Here is an 18,037-nt window from a genome sequence, read left to right on the forward strand (position 1 = left end):
TAATACTGGTTACTGTTATCTAACTCTAATCTTATATAGTTCAATTTAAAGTTTAACTACTATAATTTATACAGTTATATAATGAAGAGGATGGAGGTGAGCATTTGAAGTGGCTAGATAAGATAAAATGGATATTCAAAGGAGATAAAGCAGAAGGACCGTCAAAAGAGGTTGATGATATAAATAAAAGGTTAAAATTGATAGAAGAGATACTCAAGGAGATTAAGAAGAAGCCACTTAAATGCCATATTACTATAGAAGAACTCAATTTAGATAATCTTCAATTAGAGAATTTAATCTTTAATTTTGAAAAAATCGATGTAAAGGAGTTAAGTGGTGCTTTAAATATAGGTAATAACTTTGGTGTTACTGTAAATAAAGAGGGTAAGAAGAATGATAAGAAAAAAGATAAGAAGATAAAAGAAGATTTATTAAAAAAGGTAAAAATAAAGCAAAAGAATGAGAATAAAGAAGTTTTATCAAAAGAATTACAAGCAAAAGTAGAAGATAAGCAAAATACTAAGACTAATCCTATTATTAATAAACGTTACATATTGTAAGTTTAATTTCGCTAATAAGACTATATTACGATTTACAGGAGGGTTGAAATGTCATTTTTATCACCTAACTTTGTAATTGGAGAGATAAAAATCGGTACTATTGAAGGAGCTTCATGTGTCAATTTAGGAAATAACCTTCCTATTGGATTTGAAAGTTATAAAAAATCTAGTCAGGGTTTTGGATCAATTAGTGGTGATAATAACAATATTGAAGAGATAGCGGCTTTGCTTAATGACTTAAGTAAGATAAATATATATGAAGAAGATGATGATATACCTGATTGGACTAAAAGGTTAATAGCTGATAAATTAGCAGAATCTAAAAGATAGGATTCTGTTATTTCTATTAAATAAGAAGGAGGAGATTTAATGAGTGGGAATTTTGGAAATAACGGAGGTATTGATTTCTCTTATATAAAGAATTATATCGATGATATCTTGGAAAAATCTTTAGGTCAAAATGATGATAACCAATCTTTTAATTTTGATAGTGAAGGTTTACAAAATTATATTCAAGATATGATAGCTATATCTTTACAGCAAGGCTTTAATAATTCTAAGAATACTTTTGATTCATCAAATTTATCTAGAAATAGTAATTATCCTACACCTGAAATCTTTGAGACCCATGACTATAGAATTTTGAGAGTAGATATTCCTAAAGGAGTAAGCAGACGCCATATTGAGTCATTTGTGAGAGGGAATCAACTAGTTATTAAATGGGGACCAGGGATAGAAGATCAGATTATACCAATTACATTTGATATGGACCCAGATAATGTGAAGGGGGTTGTTAAGGATAACATTTTAGAATTGAGATTCTCTAAGGATGTCAAGATTGAAGCTAAATCTATAGAGATTGAACATCTAGGTTGAAGTAGCTTCTAAAAAGTAAGGAGTAAGGAGTTTTTTCTGCTATAAGCATCATTGGTTATCTACCCTTAGAGGCTTATTTATAAAATTATGTATTAGTAATAAATATAGGACAATATTCTTTAGCTTGAAAGGTGGATTACTTATCCATCTTTTTTATTATTTATGCAGTATATAGTTTTAAGCATTCATATTTCACCAAGTTACTCCAATGTGAATAAATTAATAAGTAGAAAGGAGGAGATTTAATGTTTCTAAAGCTGCTAGAAAGTATAACATCAAATAGTCTGACTAATTCTAAGGTACAGCAAGTCAGAGGAGAATCTATACCCTAAAGAATCAGATCCTTGTTTTGATCCTTAAAAGAGATAGAGTTATTAGTAACTATTTTTATTTTATGTAATATAATGGTATTAAGAGAGGAGGGGTTGATTAACAGATGAATAAACTTACTAAAAAGGATATGCTAGATATAGCTCGTGAGATGATGAATATGAAGAGAGAGTGGCATGAAAATCCTAATAATGAGGATTTAAGCTTTCTAATTCAGCAGATATATCTATCGATTGAAAATGAGTTGGAAGCAGCAGCGTATTATAAGGCTTTAGCAAAGATAGCTCCTAATCAATTCGCAGCAGAGATGTTATCAGAGTTTGCTGATGATGAAAGGGGGCATGCTTATCAGTTTCAAAAGGCCTATGAAAGATTAACGGGAAATCCTTATAAGCCACCAACAGAGTTTGAATTTGAGTTTGAATTAGAAGCAGATGACTATGAAGAATATTTAGAAAGTAGGATTTTAGATGAAACGGCTGATTTTAAAAAATATAAGAATTTTTATCTTATGACAAATAACCCATATTTAAGAGATATATTTTTTGATGCTATGCATGATGATTCGTGCATATGTTAATTATGAATTTAGCCCCGTTAAAAATGGGGCTAAATTTTAAAAGTAGTACTCTAGATCAATCTTTCCTTTATCATAGATAATCTTTTTAATGATACTCTGTAAGAGGTTTCTTTGGTCTTCAAAGTTCATAGTATCAAAATTTTCTTCAAATAGGTCTAACTGGCTTCTTAGATATTCTTCAGAGTAGAGCTCATTAGAGTGTTCTAGGATTTGGCTATCTATACTCTGTAGCTCAAGCTCTAATTTATTTCTTTTAGCAGCCAGTTCCTCTGCTTCTTCTTCAATGATAGTGATTAGGTGTTCAGAGCTTAACTTCTTAAGTTTACTGATTAAATTCTTCTCTTCAGCAGTTATCTCCTTTAATTTAGTATTAATCTCTTCTGCTTTATTCTTCAAAAGGGTGATAGATTCCTGGAGTTCATCCTTCAAATTTCCAATCTCTTTACTTAGATTGTCCTTTTTACATAATTCTTTAAGGCGAGCGATTACTAAATTCTCAGCATACTCAGCTTTAGTGGATTGACCTTCACAGACTATCTCTCCCATGTTGCGGCCTCGACATTTATAGTAGCTATAGTCTTTCTTGCTACCATCAGCTAAAGTCTTAGTAGAAGAGTAATAGGTCATAGCCCTACCACAATCAGAGCATTTGAGTAGATAGGCTAATAGTCCTTTGACTCCAGTTCCTGCTCTAGAAGGTCTATTTGCTCGTCTGTCACGCTTTCTCTGAGTCTTAATATAAAGATCAGAAGAGACTATCCCATTATGTTCTGCTACAGCTATGAGCCATTTAGATTTATCTCTAACTGCACCGATTTCATTTTTAGACTTTCTACGGTTATATCTAAGCAGTGCTTTTTTTCCATCGATTGCTTCTTGATTAAAGACCTCTATATCCTGCTTCTCAAAGTAAGCTATAATTTCCTTATCAGCAATGCAATAGAGGGGATTGGCCAAAATTTCACCAATGCGTGATGGAGCCCAGGTCTTACCGTTAGAAGATTTAATCTTGGCTTTGTTGGCCCGTTGAGCAATCTGATTGAGGCTTCCTCCAGGCTCTAGATACCAGGTATAGAATTGTTTAATTATTTCTGCTTCTTCTTGATTTATCTCTAAGCCTTCATCGGTTAAGTTATATCCATAGGGGGTGGTCCCACCATTCCATTGACCATTGGCTGCATTTCTAAGTAAATTATCTTTGACTCTCTCTGAGGTCATTTCACTTTCAAACTGGGCAAAGTCTACTAGTATATTTCTAATAAGTCTACCGATAGGGGTAGAGGTATCAAACTGTTGGGTAATAGAGACAAAGTTGACCTCATACTTATCTAGTACCTTCATATAATTATGGAAGTCGGTAACTGATCTAGCAAAGCGGTCTAGTTTGTAGACCATTAGATAGTCAGCATTTAGGTTATCTCGCTTGATGTTTTGAAATAGCTTTTGAAAGGCTGGTCTATTAGAAGAGCGACCAGAGTAGTCTAGGTCTATGTAAGTGTCTACTAGCTCAATATCTTGTAGCTTGCAGTATTGTTTGATCTTTTCTAATTGAGTATCTTGGGTAATCATTCCATCGCGGGCTTTTGATACTCTGATATAGGCTATAGCTTTTTTCATGATATCACTCCTTCTTATTTAATTATAAATTAATGGAGATAAAAAAATAACCCCTGAGTTTAAAATATAATTACTCAGGGATTTAACTTTATTTTAGATTTTCTACTTCTTGCTTATTCAAACCTGTTGCTTCACATACCTGTAATCCCATATTCAACAAATTCCTAGCAGTATTTAGTCTCCCTTTTTTCTCTCATATTTTTATTCCTTCTTCTGTAGCACCTATTATATTAGTAACTTGGTCATGAATTGGTTTTTGTCGACTCTCATAAATAAAATTTTTGTGTATTATTCTTTAATCTTCTTCTTTCTTTAGTGGAATAATCCAGATTATAATATTGATAACTATAACTCCTATTCCTAAATAGTAAGATACTGCATCTAGATCAGGTCCATAGATATTTCCTATAGCAAAAAAGGATATAAATAAAAACAAAGCAAATGCAAAGACTATTGTAAGTAATGTTAAGATTATCTTTCCTAATTTAGTTCTAATCTTAAATAAGCCTATAATAAATGCAACTAAAAGCATACTGAGTAGTTCCATCTTTAACTCCTTTTAAAAATTTTTGTTGTAAACTCTTTTTTAGGTGCTACTTACCCCAAGAATTATCTTATAGCATTAGTTTAATCATCTGCTTAATATCTCTTTAAATAAATTAGATAATCAAGTGGAGTAGGGGAGTCTTTATAACGTTTAGGTATTGCCGCTGGCAATACTGTGTTAGACGATCGTAGGCTTTTTACTTTACTCCTACATAAATAGCTGCTTCTTTTTTCTTGAATATTAAATCAAATTTACGATAGCCAACCTCTTTGAATAACTTTTCCTGTGTTTTTATTGAAAATGGTATATCAATATGGAAAAAACCATCAGTTAAATTCTCTTGATTCATTTGCTTTTTAAATTGTTTTAATAATCTTTTTTCTTTTCCTTCCGAAACAACATAGTCACCTTCTATATACTTACCATTATTATTTAAAGATTTTAAAATCTTTGTGTATAATTTCTTTTTGGTATCATAAAGCAAATGATGAATAGTCATAACTGAAACTACATAATCAAATTTGTTTTCCCCAAATTCTAATGTAAGATAAGAATCTTTAACAACATTAATTTGATCTACTTTATCTTGATACTTCTTTAATAATATTTCTAACATCTCAGCAGAAACATCTACCCCTATTATCCGTGCATTAGGAGCTTTTTCAAATATATATTTTAACTCTAAGCCAGTTCCACAACCTATATCTAATATCTTTATTTTTTCATTTGTTTTAATAATTGGATCAGCAATTGTTTTGTAAAATTCTTCAAAGTTATTAACATTATTTTTCATGTATTCATCATATGATGCTGCTCTTTTATTAAAAAATTCATTCATCTTTTCTGACTTGTTTATTTCAACCATTTACTTATCACTTCCTTTATTTTAAATTAAGACAATCAATATCTACCCACTAGGCCTATGTCAGATAACGTCCCGCAGCTTCGCGACGTCCCATCAATGCTCCTATAATTTAGTTTAATGCAACCTAAATTTCATAAGTCAGCTCCAGCTCCTATTTATGCACTGCAACTGGATGTCGCTAAGATGCTGTTATATGAAGAACCACGCCCCACATAACTGCATCTTTATTTGCAATCATAAAAATCCTATCTGTAAGCTGCTTTAATAAAACCAGTAATTAATGGATGAGGCTTTTCATTTGTCGATCTAGTTTGGGGAACAAACAAAGTTCCGATATAAAATTTATGGTTAGGAAGTTCTATAATTCTTGCTTCTTGAGTATCATCAATTCCTACAACTTTTAGCCCTGCCTTATCAATCTTTTTTTGATAATCAGGATTTAAACCAAAATTACAATAATACTTTTCTTCAATTTTAGTTTCATTATATAAGGAAAATACTTTAGATTGTTTATTTGTAATTGTAATGGGTAATTTCTTACCTGCAAGTGAACAATTCAACTTGTTAATTATCAATTTTGAAGAATAAGGGTCATATTCAGCATGTTGAGATTCTTCTATTCCCATAATATTACGAGCATATTCTAACACAAGATGTTGAAAACCTCCACATGTTCCAAAAGTAGGGATATTATTTTCACGCACATATTGAATACAATTCAAAGCCCCTACTAAACTTTTATAAGGACTCCCTGGTGCTATCCAAACAGCATCATATTCTGCTATAGGTTCTAAATTCTTCTTATTTTTAAACATTTCAGTTGAAAACCATTTTACTGATGTTTCAACTCCTAAATTATTTGCAGAATGCTTAATAGCTTTGTTCAGACTAGAATGTGGATTAAAATCAGGTTCATATTCTCCTATAACTGCAATCTCTATCATTTCTTTTTTCCTCCTTAAAAATTTTTTATCTTAAAGTTGCGTGGTCTTTCACATAACGTCCCGCAGGTTCGCGACGTCCCCATCAACACTCCTTACCTCTAATTAAAAATACAAGCTCACATAAGTCAGCCTCACTTTCACTTATCCTCGCTAGGTGGGATGTAGCTAATCCGCTGTTAGGTGAAGTTGACCAACCACCATTAATCAGAAAATTCTTCTTTCATTTTTTTAGCCCATGCTAATGATTTCTTTGAATCTCCTAAATATCTGTTAACTTTTGAAATCCTCATAAATCCTCCAATTGGCTTAGAAGTAGCACCAATAATTAATCCCCCTTGGACATTCTCTGTAAAATTACCTTGAACTAACATATTATTATTGGTTATTAACATATGGTCTTCATCTATTAAAATTTCTACACCATTACAAAGAAATCTGCCTTTTTTAATACTAATCTTATTAGGTGGTTCAAATGTTATTCTGATTAAAAATTTTCTTGCTTTTTCTCGAACAGTAAGAGTTTGTCCTACTAACTCAATATCCCAAGGGCTAGTTGAATATACAAGTTCATTATTACTTATTTGTAGCACTAAATTATTAAACTTATCAAATAAATTAATATTTAGAAATAATTGATTATCCTCTAAAACAAACCCCACTAATGGAATTCCATCAATAATTAAAGGGATCATTTCAGTAATCTGGCTTTTGATATTTGCAGAAAAAACATTTCCGCCAATATCTACTTCACAAGAGTTATCATCAAAGTGGAGTGATAAAGGGCTACTAGAACCTTTCCTTAAATTATAAGGATTTTTATTAGCTTCAAAAACTTTTTCTCTAGGTAAAAGACCTGTTGTTACTTCCTTATGATGCTTATCGCACAACAAAGTGATATCTTCCGCTTTATGTTCTTGAACCTTCGACCATTCTTTCATATGGTCATATTCATAAAGAGGAAATCCACATATTACACATCCAAATCCACACCTTTGCCTCACTTCTCTTTTTATAGGTAATGGTATATTTCTACTATTGTTTTTATTAGACATATTCTTTCCCTCCATATTGGTCAATTTCACCTAACTTGTATATTAACGACATACTTCGTTTAACTCCCTAAATAAGAAGTATTAACGACATGTGTAATAAATTCCTGCTATTTAGTGGTATTAACGACATATGTCGTTAATATTCTTTTAAATAAATTCTCTAATTTAATATCAGTCTCATAATTGCTTCCCTTAGTAATAGAGTAAATTTGATACACCATTCACAGTTACCCTTTGAAATATATATTCTAGATTTAGAAGTAATCACTTACTCTCAGATGAATTTCTTATAATTTCTATAATTCTTAATATACCATAACCTATTAAAATGAAAGCAACTAACATGTTAGCCAATTGAACGATTAATGGTGAGATCAATGTTTTTAATATTGTTATAATGAATATAGAGACACTAAGGAAAAGAGGTGTAGCAAAACCTGCTGACAATCCAAAGATCACTAACTCTTTTTTGCTTAAGGAATATTCAACTGATCTAGCTGCAAATACGCTAGTCCAAAAAAGAATTGTTAATGGACTAGATATAGTCAATAAAAAAGCTGAAATAAAACTTTTAAATAGATTTGATGAGGGGTCATTTATAGTTAAACTAATATTAACAGAATTTGAAATACTTATAGCCATATAAAAGCCAAAAGCAATAAGAACAATGGAACTGATAGTTCCTAAAGTTTTTTTGATCTTTTTCTTTTCTAATAATTTACCTATTCCAGCGATAGCCAGTGCTATATATAAGTAATCTACAATTGTTACAGCAGCAACTGCAAATAATCCATCGATTAAAGATTTTTGAAGTGCAAGATTTGCTAGAAAGAAGAAGACAGGTCCTATGGCTATTTGTAGAATCAATCCTGTTGATAGACCTCTTAAGAATACTTTTTTCATTTAATAAAGTCCTCCTTTAAGGATGGGAGTCATCCTAATAGTATAATTACTTCCCTCATAAAGTAGAGTAGGGAAGGGGTAATCAAAACCCCCTTAACAAAAATAATATATATTACTTCTCCATGATTGACAACAATACCAATAGTAGATGATGAGTAATGCTAAATAAGCTTAAAGATGAAGTAGTGGAGCTAGTATAGAAGTACTGTTGTTGATTGTTAGCTTATTTATTATAGTGACTAAAGTTGTTATGTGAAGACTACGGGGTTACATAACGTACCAGGGATTTAAGAATTTTATGTTGGCTTAGGTTCATAAATTTGGATGGAGCGTAGCGGAATCTTAAATCCCATGTTATACGATCGTTCAGTTTATGCGAAGTAATTAATTGCTTCTTTTATAGTTTTCTTAAAATCCTTTCCAGTATCAATAAAAGGAATATTATATTCTTCACATTTCTTTTTAACTTCAATACTTTCATCAATATACTCCTGTATTATTGCCTTTAATTCTTCCTCTGATAATGACTCTGTCCAGTCAGAAGAACGTGAATATTTTCTAATAAAATTATACTTGTCTTCAAGACTTATTTCTGTATAACCAAAATAAATTATTTTACTGATTTTATCTAATTCATATTTTCTAACATCATCAGGAGTAAGTTGATATATGTCGATTACCACTGATATATCTTCATAATTTATATGTTTGATTAGTTCTTTAAGGAAAGGTGCTACTCTTTTGCTAACAACTTTATAGTTATCATAATGAGTTATTCCTAAATTCGGATACAATTTATTAAAAGTTGATACAAAACTATCAAACGGTATATATGAATAATTATGAGCTTCAGAAGTAGTTTTAGCGACTGTTGATTTTCCTGATCTTGGAATTCCAGCAATTATTATTATCATAGTATCACTCTTTCTCTAAATGAATGTCATATAACTTGTATCTTGACGACATACTTTGTTTAAACCTCTAAATAAGAAGTATTAACGACTTCCTGCTATTTAGTGGTATTAACGATATATGTCATTAATATTTTCTTAAATAAGTTCTCTAATTAATATCAATATCACAATTACTTCCCTCACCAAACAGAGTAGGGGAGAGGTAATCAAAATATTTCTAATAAAAATAATATGTATTATCTCTCCATGGTTGGCAACAATACCAATAGGAGGGGATGAGTAATATTAAATAAGCTTAAAGGTGAAAGTAGTGGAGCTAGTATAGAAGTACTATTATCTGATGTTGCGGATTCTCAATATTAACTAACACGCCACTAATATTTTTAATGCATTATCAACCAATTTAACAACAGTTATTATTTATTGTCAAAATTTAATAAATTATTATTTAAGTAAAAAATATTTGCTTTTAAACTTTTTATAATTGAAATTACTAATTTTTCTTTATGATTTTTTTGTTACTTTTTTCTTTTAGTCAAACAATCATCTTTTTTAAACCCAAATTTCTCATATAGGCTATGGGCATCTCTAGTTTTCAAAAGCTGCAAAGATACATTCTTTATACTAGGATGATTTGTTGTGGTTTTTACAAGCCATTTTCCCAAACCATTTCCTCTATGCTTTTCATCTATAAATACATCAGCAATCCAAGCAAATGCAGCTTTATCAGTTACTATTCTAGTAAAACCTATTTGTTTTTTATTTTTGAATAAAGATATAAAGATCGAGTTATCTATCGAATTTATTATAATTTCTCGTGTCCTATTATTTGCCCAATATGTTTTATGTAAAGAATTAACAACAAAATCAATGTTAATTTTTTCTTTATCATCTGTTATCAAATAATCATCTTTTCTGATTTCCATAGTTTAATCTCCTTTTGTCATTTATCTTTAACCTACTACAATATTAACTAATTAAAAAATAATTTCTATCAATAATCTCAAAAGCAATGTCAGATAACGTCCCGCAGGTTCGTGACGTCCTTGCTAACGCTCCTAGCCTAAATCAAAACTACAATCTTACATAAGTCAGCCCCAACCCTCATTTATACACCTTAACTGGGATGTTGCTAATCTTATGTTATGCTTGCCCATATAAACGGTTAAAGTAATGTAATTATCTCTATAAATCATTCTTATTATGTAATATTTAATTTTTTGCATCTTTATAGATAGTCTTATTTAATATATTTTCTATGAATTCAGTTTTTTTATTACAGTAGCTATCTACATCATTTCTATAAATTTTAGCTAATCTATATTTTAAATCTCCATATTCTTTTTTTGCTTTTTTATTTTTTCTCAAATAATCTCTAAATGCAATATGTTCTAAGTATCCCTTTCCATCTTTGGGACATACATATAGATGATAATCCATAAACTCATCATCATATGTTCTTTTAAATGCTTCACGCCCCTGAATTCCTAAGTTTCCTTCATGTTCGTAACCTTCTTTTTCTAAACGCTCAATAATATTCGGTAATAAATCATAACTATCAATAACAACATCAATATCTATAATTGGTTTTGCCATTAATCCTTCAACAGATGTACTTCCTACATGCTCAATCTTTAAAATCAAATCACCAATATAACTATTTATCATATTCCTAATCTTTTCAAATTCTTTTTTCCATTCTTGATCATATGGCACAATCTCAACAACTTTTGTTTTTTCTGGCATTTTAAATCACCTCCAAAATGATGGAACCATTAACAGATTAAATAGCATTACTATAATATTTTAAAAGTCAATTTATTATTCTTATTTGTAGAATACTAACTTGTATCACATGTCGCTAAGGTGCTGTTAGCAGACGTAATTTTTGGTTTTGATCCTTATCATATTTTTAAATCTAAATAAAATTTCTGATATATTTTTTAAAATCAATCAATCTTTTTTGTTTCTTTGATTTCTCTACAAAATTTCATAACCTCTTTATCTACTTGATCTGGATATTCATAACCTAATTTTTTCCCAATTTGTTTTGCCATCTTTCTAAAAAAAGTAGTTATATTAAAAAATGCTATCCAATTTTCTTCTATATCTGCTCCTACATATGTTTCTTCCCATTCTGCCCATGTTTCTGCATCAAGATAATTCTTAAATTTTTTACCTAAAGCTCCTGTTTCTACGGACCAATCATTTTGCATCCCAATATACCAATCTATAATCTTATGTAAAAATGAATATCTAAGTGTATAATCCAACATATACTTAGCAAAAGGTAACTGATCTCTCCAAAGATATTTAGGAACATAATACGCATCCCACCAAAACTCATTTACCAAAACTTCATATTCTTCTTTACTAGGCTTGTTTATTATATACTCTGAATATGTTGGCTCTGCTAGTCCCTTTGTTATTCCATCTTTATCTATTAAAATTTCATAACCATTATCATAAGCATCTGACTCTATTTCAAGCTGATCTGTAATCTGGAAATCAATTCTTACACCATCCTTAAATAAAACAAGTCGAGTAATCCAACAACCTGTCTTAAAACCTGTTGAACGTGGCTTAAAAGGCCAACGTACCATGATAGATCCAAATGTTTCAAGCCAATCATCATTCTCCTTGAATTTACTCAGATCAGATACATACAACTCAATATCATAGTCTGATAGAAAATCAATATTTGCATCAGGTCTAACACGAGAACTAGTTAATACTGCCACTCTAATTAATTCATTTCTTTTAGCCCATTCTTTGAACTGTGATAACACTTCTTTTTCTGTTCTCATAAACACACTCCTTATTATCATAAACATATTTTGATAGTAATCAAATAATATTTATTTCCCCGTAAGTTAAAAAACTTCCATAAAAATTATGTCTGCTAACGTCCCGCGGATTCGCGACGTCCTCGATAATACTTCTAATCTCAAAATAAACCTCTAAGTCTCACATAAGTCAGCCCGCCCCTCATTAATAAACATAAATTAGGATGTAGCTAATCCGCTGTTATACGATGGTCGCCTTGCTCTCCACTATCATATATATTCAATAATTCTTTTCTTTTTCCACCATAAACAGAATAATTATAATATTTCCATATCACATCAACATTTTTAGATCCAATTTATTCAAGCCAATTCAAATGATTTAATGTAATGTCTAATTAATTTTATCTATTAAACCAAGCACAGTTCTTACATCTATAAGGCATTAAACTTCTGTCATTAACAGCTTTCCTTAAAGTATCATATCTTTCTCCAGACCAAATTTCAGAAAATGACTTATTGTCAATATTATCGACTAGTTTTCCAACATTACAGCATAAATATATATCCCCATTGAATCCTATAGATGCACTAACAAATGGAGCATTACAGTTTCTATCAACAACATAATTACTCTCATGGTAATAATCATTTCCGTCCCATAGAAAGTTTCCGACTTTAGTAGGATATAAGTCGTTAAGCATACCCTCATTATCCAAATAGTTTTTAGTTTCTTTGATTATTTCCCTAATAGATTCTGAAAGTTCTGGGGCATATTCATCTGGACTTGTAACTAAACCAAAGCCCATTCGCTTAATCCCCAATCGATTTACTAATTTCGCAATTTCCAACAACTGATACTGGTTATCTTTTTGGATTGATACATATATTCCTGGAGTTTTATCTAATTCTTTTTCATCATATATCCTTGCAAGATTTTCTACATTCCTACATATATTTTCGAAGTTACCGCCCCTCCTAATCTTTTCAAAAGTTTCTTTATTTGCACCATCAAAGGATACTGTAACAATAACATCATTACTTTTTAGAAATGTAATCATTTCCTCGTCCAGTAAAATTCCATTTGTTGAAATATCAATTGTAGCATCTTTATTTTTTTTACTTGTTAAATACATAACTCTCTCTCTAAAATCTTTTACAATCAAAGGCTCTCCCCAATTGAAAAGTGAATAACTTGAAACAAAACTAGCTGTTTCATCAACAATCCTCTTAAATAAATCCATATCCATAACTTTTCCTGTAACAGTTAGCTTATCACGACACATTATACAATACATATTACAATCTTGAGTTAGATCAATATATAATTTTTGTGGATATTTCAAGCTAATCTGCCCCCCTTTAAAAGCCTGCATGTGTGAAAAACTGTTATTTGTATAATACTCCATTATAAAAACCTCCTCTTGTTTTCTTCAAATCTTTTTCCCAGATAATCCGATACACTATGCAACGGTATATGATATTTAATAAAACACTTCATTAGGCGACTGTCGTATAACTCTTATATTAACGACACTAGTGTCGTTAATACTCTATATATCAAGATATTAATGAACCAAATGTCGTTAATATTCCTTTAAATAAATCTCTAATTTGATATCATAAGTATGCATCTCCCCAAGCAGAGCAGGGGAGAGGTAATCAAAATATTCCTAATAAAAATAATATGTATCATCCCGCCCAATACCAATAGGAGAGGATAATCAATGTTAAATAAGCTTAAAGTAGTGTAAGAGTACTGTTGTTGATTATTAGCTTATTTATGATAGTGACTAAAGTGGTTATGTGAAGACTACGGGATTACATAACGTCCCACAGGTTCGCGACGTGCTCGTGTCGTAAGGCCTGGCATGACTTTTGCCGTAATTTGCAAAAGGCATGACAGAGAGCATGTCCCGTAGGGTAGCCGGGCTTTGGCGTAACGGGAACACTGTGTTATATGATGTGCTTTGTATTATTTTAGTACTTATTACTTCATTAAAAAGATTCAAGAAATGTATCAATATTTTCATATTCCACAATATCTATCCTATATTTTTGTAACAAATTAACTAGTTCTTCTTCGTGTTTATATGTTAATTTTTTTAATTTTTCATAATTGGTTTCATCTATATTTTTTATTAAATTAGGAAAGCTAAAGTCTTTATATTTATTACCCAACATATTTTTCATTTCATGATCAATTGAATGAGCAGTGAAAAATGCCTTTAAATAATCTTTGTTGTTACAGGCATGTATTAACTTATTATAATTTGATTTTATTTCTTCATAAAATCCTTTAAAATTCTTGTTTGAAATTTTAATCTCTTGTTTAGACTTCTTCTCTTGTAATAACTTATCAACATTAATAATTATCTTTTTAACAAATTCTCTTTTTTCTGATAAACATTTGCTCCTTATAGCTAAATTAAAATGTTCTATATACTTTTCTGGCAAAACAGAATAGTTTTTTACCTCATTTTCTATATTGTAAACTCCTTTTTTTATATATGTTGAATTTAATATAGCAATAACATTAAACAACAAATTTAATATTTGTGAACAATTTACATCTACTGTCTCATATTCTTTACTCATATATTTCATATCAAAAAAGATTGACTTAGCTTTAACTATTAATTTTTCTGCTTCATTAATTAAAATATTTTCATTATCTTTATTTGTTGTTAATTCTTTAATTCTTTGTTTTAAGAAGTTAAACCTTTTTATATCCTCTGGTTCACTATAATAAACTACTACTCCCTCAGCAATTATTGAAATAATAGTTTCTTCAAAATTTGCTATTCGTTCAGCATGTTCCCAGGATAATGGCCAAAAATCGTATCCAATATCATTAATAATAAATTGCATATTCATCTTATAACCTTTATTTGTTTTCGGAATAAAGAAAAAATCTAAATCCGATTTATCATATGCTGAACCTGTAATATATGAGCCATAGCAAACAACTACAGCTATATCATTTTTATATTTACTCTTGATTTTATTTATTAAAGCTTCAATCAATTTTTGTTTATCATCTGGTAGTTTGTAAATACTATTATGCATTTTTATCACTCCCAATATATATTTTTTAATTTTGTTTTTGTTACTAAAGGATCTTAAAGCCATGTCATATAACGTACCGAGGGTTCCCGACGTGCCATTAATGCTCCTAATCTAAGATAAACCTACAAAAATCTTACATAAGTCATCCCAATTTTCATTTATACTCTCTATTTGCATGTCGCTAATCGCATGTTATGTGAGGTATGCGGCTCCTATTTATAGACCACTACCTCTAATAAAACCTCTAGTTCTTTACAACATAGTAAAAAAAAGCAACATGCTTTACAGTAGTAAGTTTTTATATTTTCTTATTTAACCTAGTATGTTTCATACTATTAATCCCCCTTTTTTAACATATCATTTAATCTTACAAAAGGATTCTGATATCTTTCTCTCCCAACAGTCTTTTTTCCAAACTCGATAGCTTGTTGTGGACACCAATGAAGACAAGCAAGACATTGTTCGCAATTATGTTCCCAAGTTGGGTTGTTATTTTTAATTACAATATTATCCGTTGGACATACTTCCTCACAAATTCCACATTCATTACATTTATCACTACTAAAGAATTTTTTATCAGATTTACAAAATTGTTTTACTGCAATTTTATATAGAAGTCCCGTTTGAAAAAATCGGCTAAATAGTGAAGTTTTTTTAGATTTGATTTCATTTTTATTAAGCAAAACAGTAGTTATCTCAGAAAGTTGTGATTTCCATTTTTCAAACTTCTCTTTTTGTATTTTTTGAGAATCAGCTTCATAATGTGCAATATGATTTCCTGGCATACAAACTTCAAATCCTGCATTAAGCTTTAATCCTTCCTTATTCAAAACTTTTGAGAAATATCTTAAAACAGCTCCAGGTTCATTTTTATATGTTGCAGCACAAAAAATATATATATTCTTATTAACATTATTTAACCTTTTTACAAATCTTGTTACAATTGAAGGTGGTCCCCAAGCATATACTGGAAAAATAAATCCAATACGTTCATAATTAGAAGTTAATTCACTATTCAAACTCTTAGATATTGATATTATTTCACAATCTTCTAGCTTACTAGCTATATCACGAGCAACCTGCAAAGAATTTCCTGTTCCTGAAAAATAATAAATACGGTTTTTCATTTTATCTACCTCCATTTAAACTCTAATATTTTGAGCCGAATATTTCACATAACTCTTATATTAAGTCATTAATGAACCAAATGTCGTTAATACTCCTCTAAATAAATCTCCAATTTGATATCATAAGTATGTATCTTCCTAAGCAGAGCAGGGGAGAGGTAATGAAAACACTCCTAAAATACGCAAGGACGGTCAACCGGTTACAACTGTCCATTATGACCGCTCATGTCCATGATTTTATATTAGCATCATAATGGAATAAAAACAAATACTATTTCTTACTTTTTTTACCTACAATTATTAGATATAAATTATTATCCCCACAAATAATATTGGTAGTCTTAAAGTTTTTTCAATATGTTTTTTAGTCAAGTCAAAATTACGGTCCAAATTAATAAGTTTAACCTTATTTTCTAATATAAAACACTTGATTTAAGAATTACATTTATTATGTTCAATACTTATTTTGTATGTATGTAACTATTCCAGCTATTTACAAAATGCCCTATTGCAAATATCAGAGTAGTAATTGCTAAATAAATTGAATTTATCCAAAAAGAAGCAAATAAAAAATAGGATACAGGAAAAATCGCCATTGGTATTGGAATAAATAGTAAAGGCGTAAACAGTAATGAAAAATCTTGTCCTTTTAAAACATAACGTAACCATAAAGAATAATATACTACTATACACAATATCATTAACAATAAAAACAAATTAATATTTAAATTAATAAAGCTCACATTTGAAGTTAGGAGAATAACTATAAAAGCAATTATTCCTATTCTCTCAATTATAGTAAAAAATAAATGAACATCTTGTAACCCATTAGGAATGTTTTTAGGAGGAAATATTACAAATAACAAGTTTGGTAACAATACTACTGTTACCATTATTAATCCTATATAAGAAAATTCCAAATAGAACACCTCACTTCTTAGAAATAGACTCTAATTTGAATTTTTAATGTTCTTATATCAATACTTTATTTAACACTAGTTTCTCAATAATTAATACAATCTAGGAATGTCTGATAACGTCCCGCAGCTTCGCGACATCCCCATATAATGCTCCTAACCTCTAATAAAACTACAATCTAACATAAGTCAGCTCCGACTTTAATTTATTCTCATGGCTGGGATGTCTCTAAGGTGCTGTTAGACGATGTTGGCTCCCTTACTTATATAATAAAATCTATAAATATTTTTTATCATCAAACTAAAATTAAAGGAATAGCAATTAACATTATTAATCCAACAATTGAAACAACAGGTAAAACTACATTAAAAAATGACCTTATTACTGAAAAGTTTTGGATTTCTGAAATCGCTTTTACTAAAATCACTAATCCCCAAATAACAGATATAATATCAATTAATAAAAACACAGAATATAGTATCAACATTATTAAATTTGTTTGAATTGAAACTGGATTACTCATAAAAGTTTCATGTTTAAATATTAATAATCGTGGAATCAATAAAAATACTGGTATAATATATGGATAATAAGATAAACCAAGAGCTTTTTTAATATCTTTAAATGAAGCCTTTCCTCCTAATAAATCTCCAAAAAACTTAATCATTCCCGCTGATATATATAACTTGATTATTCCAAAAATTATTCCCATTAATATTATTCCTCCAAGCATAAGCATATAGAAGTACAATGGTTCTCCTTTTAAATATATTCCGCCATTATTTCTTGCTCCTCTGGAAACTGTATCAAATATTCCAGTTATTGAAGCTAAAACTAATATAAACTTAGAAGAAATATTAGTTTTTATTACCACTCTTGGATTAAATAATACTTTATAATAATAGTGTAATGATAACATTTTAACTCTCCTTCTAACTAAATTTTAAAA

Annotated in this window: 19 protein-coding genes; 4 read left to right on the plus strand and 15 right to left on the minus strand. The window is 29.7% G+C overall.

The features are described from left to right. Positions 1–104 precede the first annotated feature (104 nt). The 4 genes from U472_RS09620 to U472_RS09635 all read left to right on the plus strand — a co-directional run bounded on the left by U472_RS09620 (position 105) and on the right by U472_RS09635 (position 2,346). Positions 105–560: a hypothetical protein gene (locus tag U472_RS09620; protein ID WP_068717908.1), complete on the plus strand. Its 456-nt coding sequence runs from the start codon at positions 105–107 to the stop codon at positions 558–560. Positions 561–608: 48 nt separating this feature from the next. Then, a complete protein-coding gene (locus tag U472_RS09625; RefSeq protein ID WP_068717910.1) occupies positions 609–890 on the plus strand; it encodes a hypothetical protein in 282 nt (93 codons plus the stop codon). A gap of 39 nt (positions 891–929) precedes the next feature. Further along, positions 930–1,436 (plus strand): Hsp20/alpha crystallin family protein, encoded by a 507-nt coding sequence (locus tag U472_RS09630; protein ID WP_068717912.1) that lies wholly within the window; start codon positions 930–932, stop codon positions 1,434–1,436. Between the two features lie 436 nt (positions 1,437–1,872). Beyond that, a complete protein-coding gene (locus U472_RS09635) occupies positions 1,873–2,346 on the plus strand; it encodes a ferritin-like domain-containing protein (RefSeq protein WP_068717913.1) in 474 nt (157 codons plus the stop codon). A 36-nt stretch (positions 2,347–2,382) separates the two neighbouring features. Here the strand turns inward: U472_RS09635 and U472_RS09640 are convergent, their stop codons facing one another. From U472_RS09640 to U472_RS09710, 15 genes are all read right to left on the minus strand, one after another. Then, positions 2,383–3,963, minus strand: a complete 1,581-nt coding sequence (locus U472_RS09640; protein WP_068717914.1) for a recombinase family protein — start codon at positions 3,961–3,963, stop codon at positions 2,383–2,385. 295 nt (positions 3,964–4,258) lie between these two features. Further along, positions 4,259–4,510, minus strand: coding sequence for a hypothetical protein (locus U472_RS09645; RefSeq protein ID WP_068717915.1), 252 nt, complete (start codon positions 4,508–4,510; stop codon positions 4,259–4,261). A gap of 196 nt (positions 4,511–4,706) precedes the next feature. Beyond that, positions 4,707–5,375, minus strand: a complete 669-nt coding sequence (locus U472_RS09650; protein WP_068717917.1) for a class I SAM-dependent methyltransferase — start codon at positions 5,373–5,375, stop codon at positions 4,707–4,709. 245 nt (positions 5,376–5,620) lie between these two features. After that, positions 5,621–6,319, minus strand: a complete 699-nt coding sequence (locus U472_RS09655) for a CTP synthase C-terminal region-related (seleno)protein (RefSeq protein ID WP_068717919.1) — start codon at positions 6,317–6,319, stop codon at positions 5,621–5,623. Positions 6,320–6,519: 200 nt separating this feature from the next. Next, positions 6,520–7,371 carry an HNH endonuclease signature motif containing protein gene (locus U472_RS09660; protein WP_068717920.1) on the minus strand — a complete coding sequence of 284 codons (852 nt, stop codon included), beginning with the start codon at positions 7,369–7,371 and terminating at the stop codon, positions 6,520–6,522. 264 nt (positions 7,372–7,635) lie between these two features. After that, positions 7,636–8,274 carry a LysE family translocator gene (locus tag U472_RS09665; protein WP_068717922.1) on the minus strand — a complete coding sequence of 213 codons (639 nt, stop codon included), beginning with the start codon at positions 8,272–8,274 and terminating at the stop codon, positions 7,636–7,638. A gap of 371 nt (positions 8,275–8,645) precedes the next feature. After that, a complete protein-coding gene (locus tag U472_RS09670; RefSeq protein WP_068717923.1) occupies positions 8,646–9,188 on the minus strand; it encodes an AAA family ATPase in 543 nt (180 codons plus the stop codon). A gap of 518 nt (positions 9,189–9,706) precedes the next feature. Then, positions 9,707–10,114, minus strand: coding sequence for a GNAT family N-acetyltransferase (locus U472_RS09675; RefSeq protein WP_068717924.1), 408 nt, complete (start codon positions 10,112–10,114; stop codon positions 9,707–9,709). A gap of 286 nt (positions 10,115–10,400) precedes the next feature. After that, a complete protein-coding gene (locus U472_RS09680; protein WP_068717927.1) occupies positions 10,401–10,934 on the minus strand; it encodes a GrpB family protein in 534 nt (177 codons plus the stop codon). Between the two features lie 203 nt (positions 10,935–11,137). After that, a complete protein-coding gene (locus U472_RS09685; protein ID WP_068717928.1) occupies positions 11,138–11,995 on the minus strand; it encodes an aminoglycoside 6-adenylyltransferase in 858 nt (285 codons plus the stop codon). Positions 11,996–12,378: 383 nt separating this feature from the next. Then, positions 12,379–13,383: a radical SAM protein gene (locus U472_RS09690; protein WP_068717929.1), complete on the minus strand. Its 1,005-nt coding sequence runs from the start codon at positions 13,381–13,383 to the stop codon at positions 12,379–12,381. A gap of 589 nt (positions 13,384–13,972) precedes the next feature. Continuing rightward, complete coding sequence (locus U472_RS09695; protein ID WP_068717931.1) at positions 13,973–15,043, minus strand: hypothetical protein; 1,071 nt, start codon at positions 15,041–15,043, stop codon at positions 13,973–13,975. A gap of 335 nt (positions 15,044–15,378) precedes the next feature. Next, the gene (locus U472_RS09700; RefSeq protein ID WP_068717933.1) at positions 15,379–16,170 is read right to left on the minus strand and encodes an EFR1 family ferrodoxin; all 792 of its coding nucleotides are present in this window, start codon (positions 16,168–16,170) and stop codon (positions 15,379–15,381) included. A 461-nt stretch (positions 16,171–16,631) separates the two neighbouring features. Further along, complete coding sequence (locus U472_RS09705) at positions 16,632–17,063, minus strand: hypothetical protein (protein ID WP_218059063.1); 432 nt, start codon at positions 17,061–17,063, stop codon at positions 16,632–16,634. A 320-nt stretch (positions 17,064–17,383) separates the two neighbouring features. After that, positions 17,384–18,007, minus strand: coding sequence for a YIP1 family protein (locus U472_RS09710; RefSeq protein ID WP_068717937.1), 624 nt, complete (start codon positions 18,005–18,007; stop codon positions 17,384–17,386). Between the last annotated feature and the right edge of the window lie 30 nt (positions 18,008–18,037).

The organism is Orenia metallireducens, from assembly GCF_001693735.1.
Lineage (GTDB): Bacteria > Bacillota > Halanaerobiia > Halobacteroidales > Halobacteroidaceae > Orenia > Orenia metallireducens.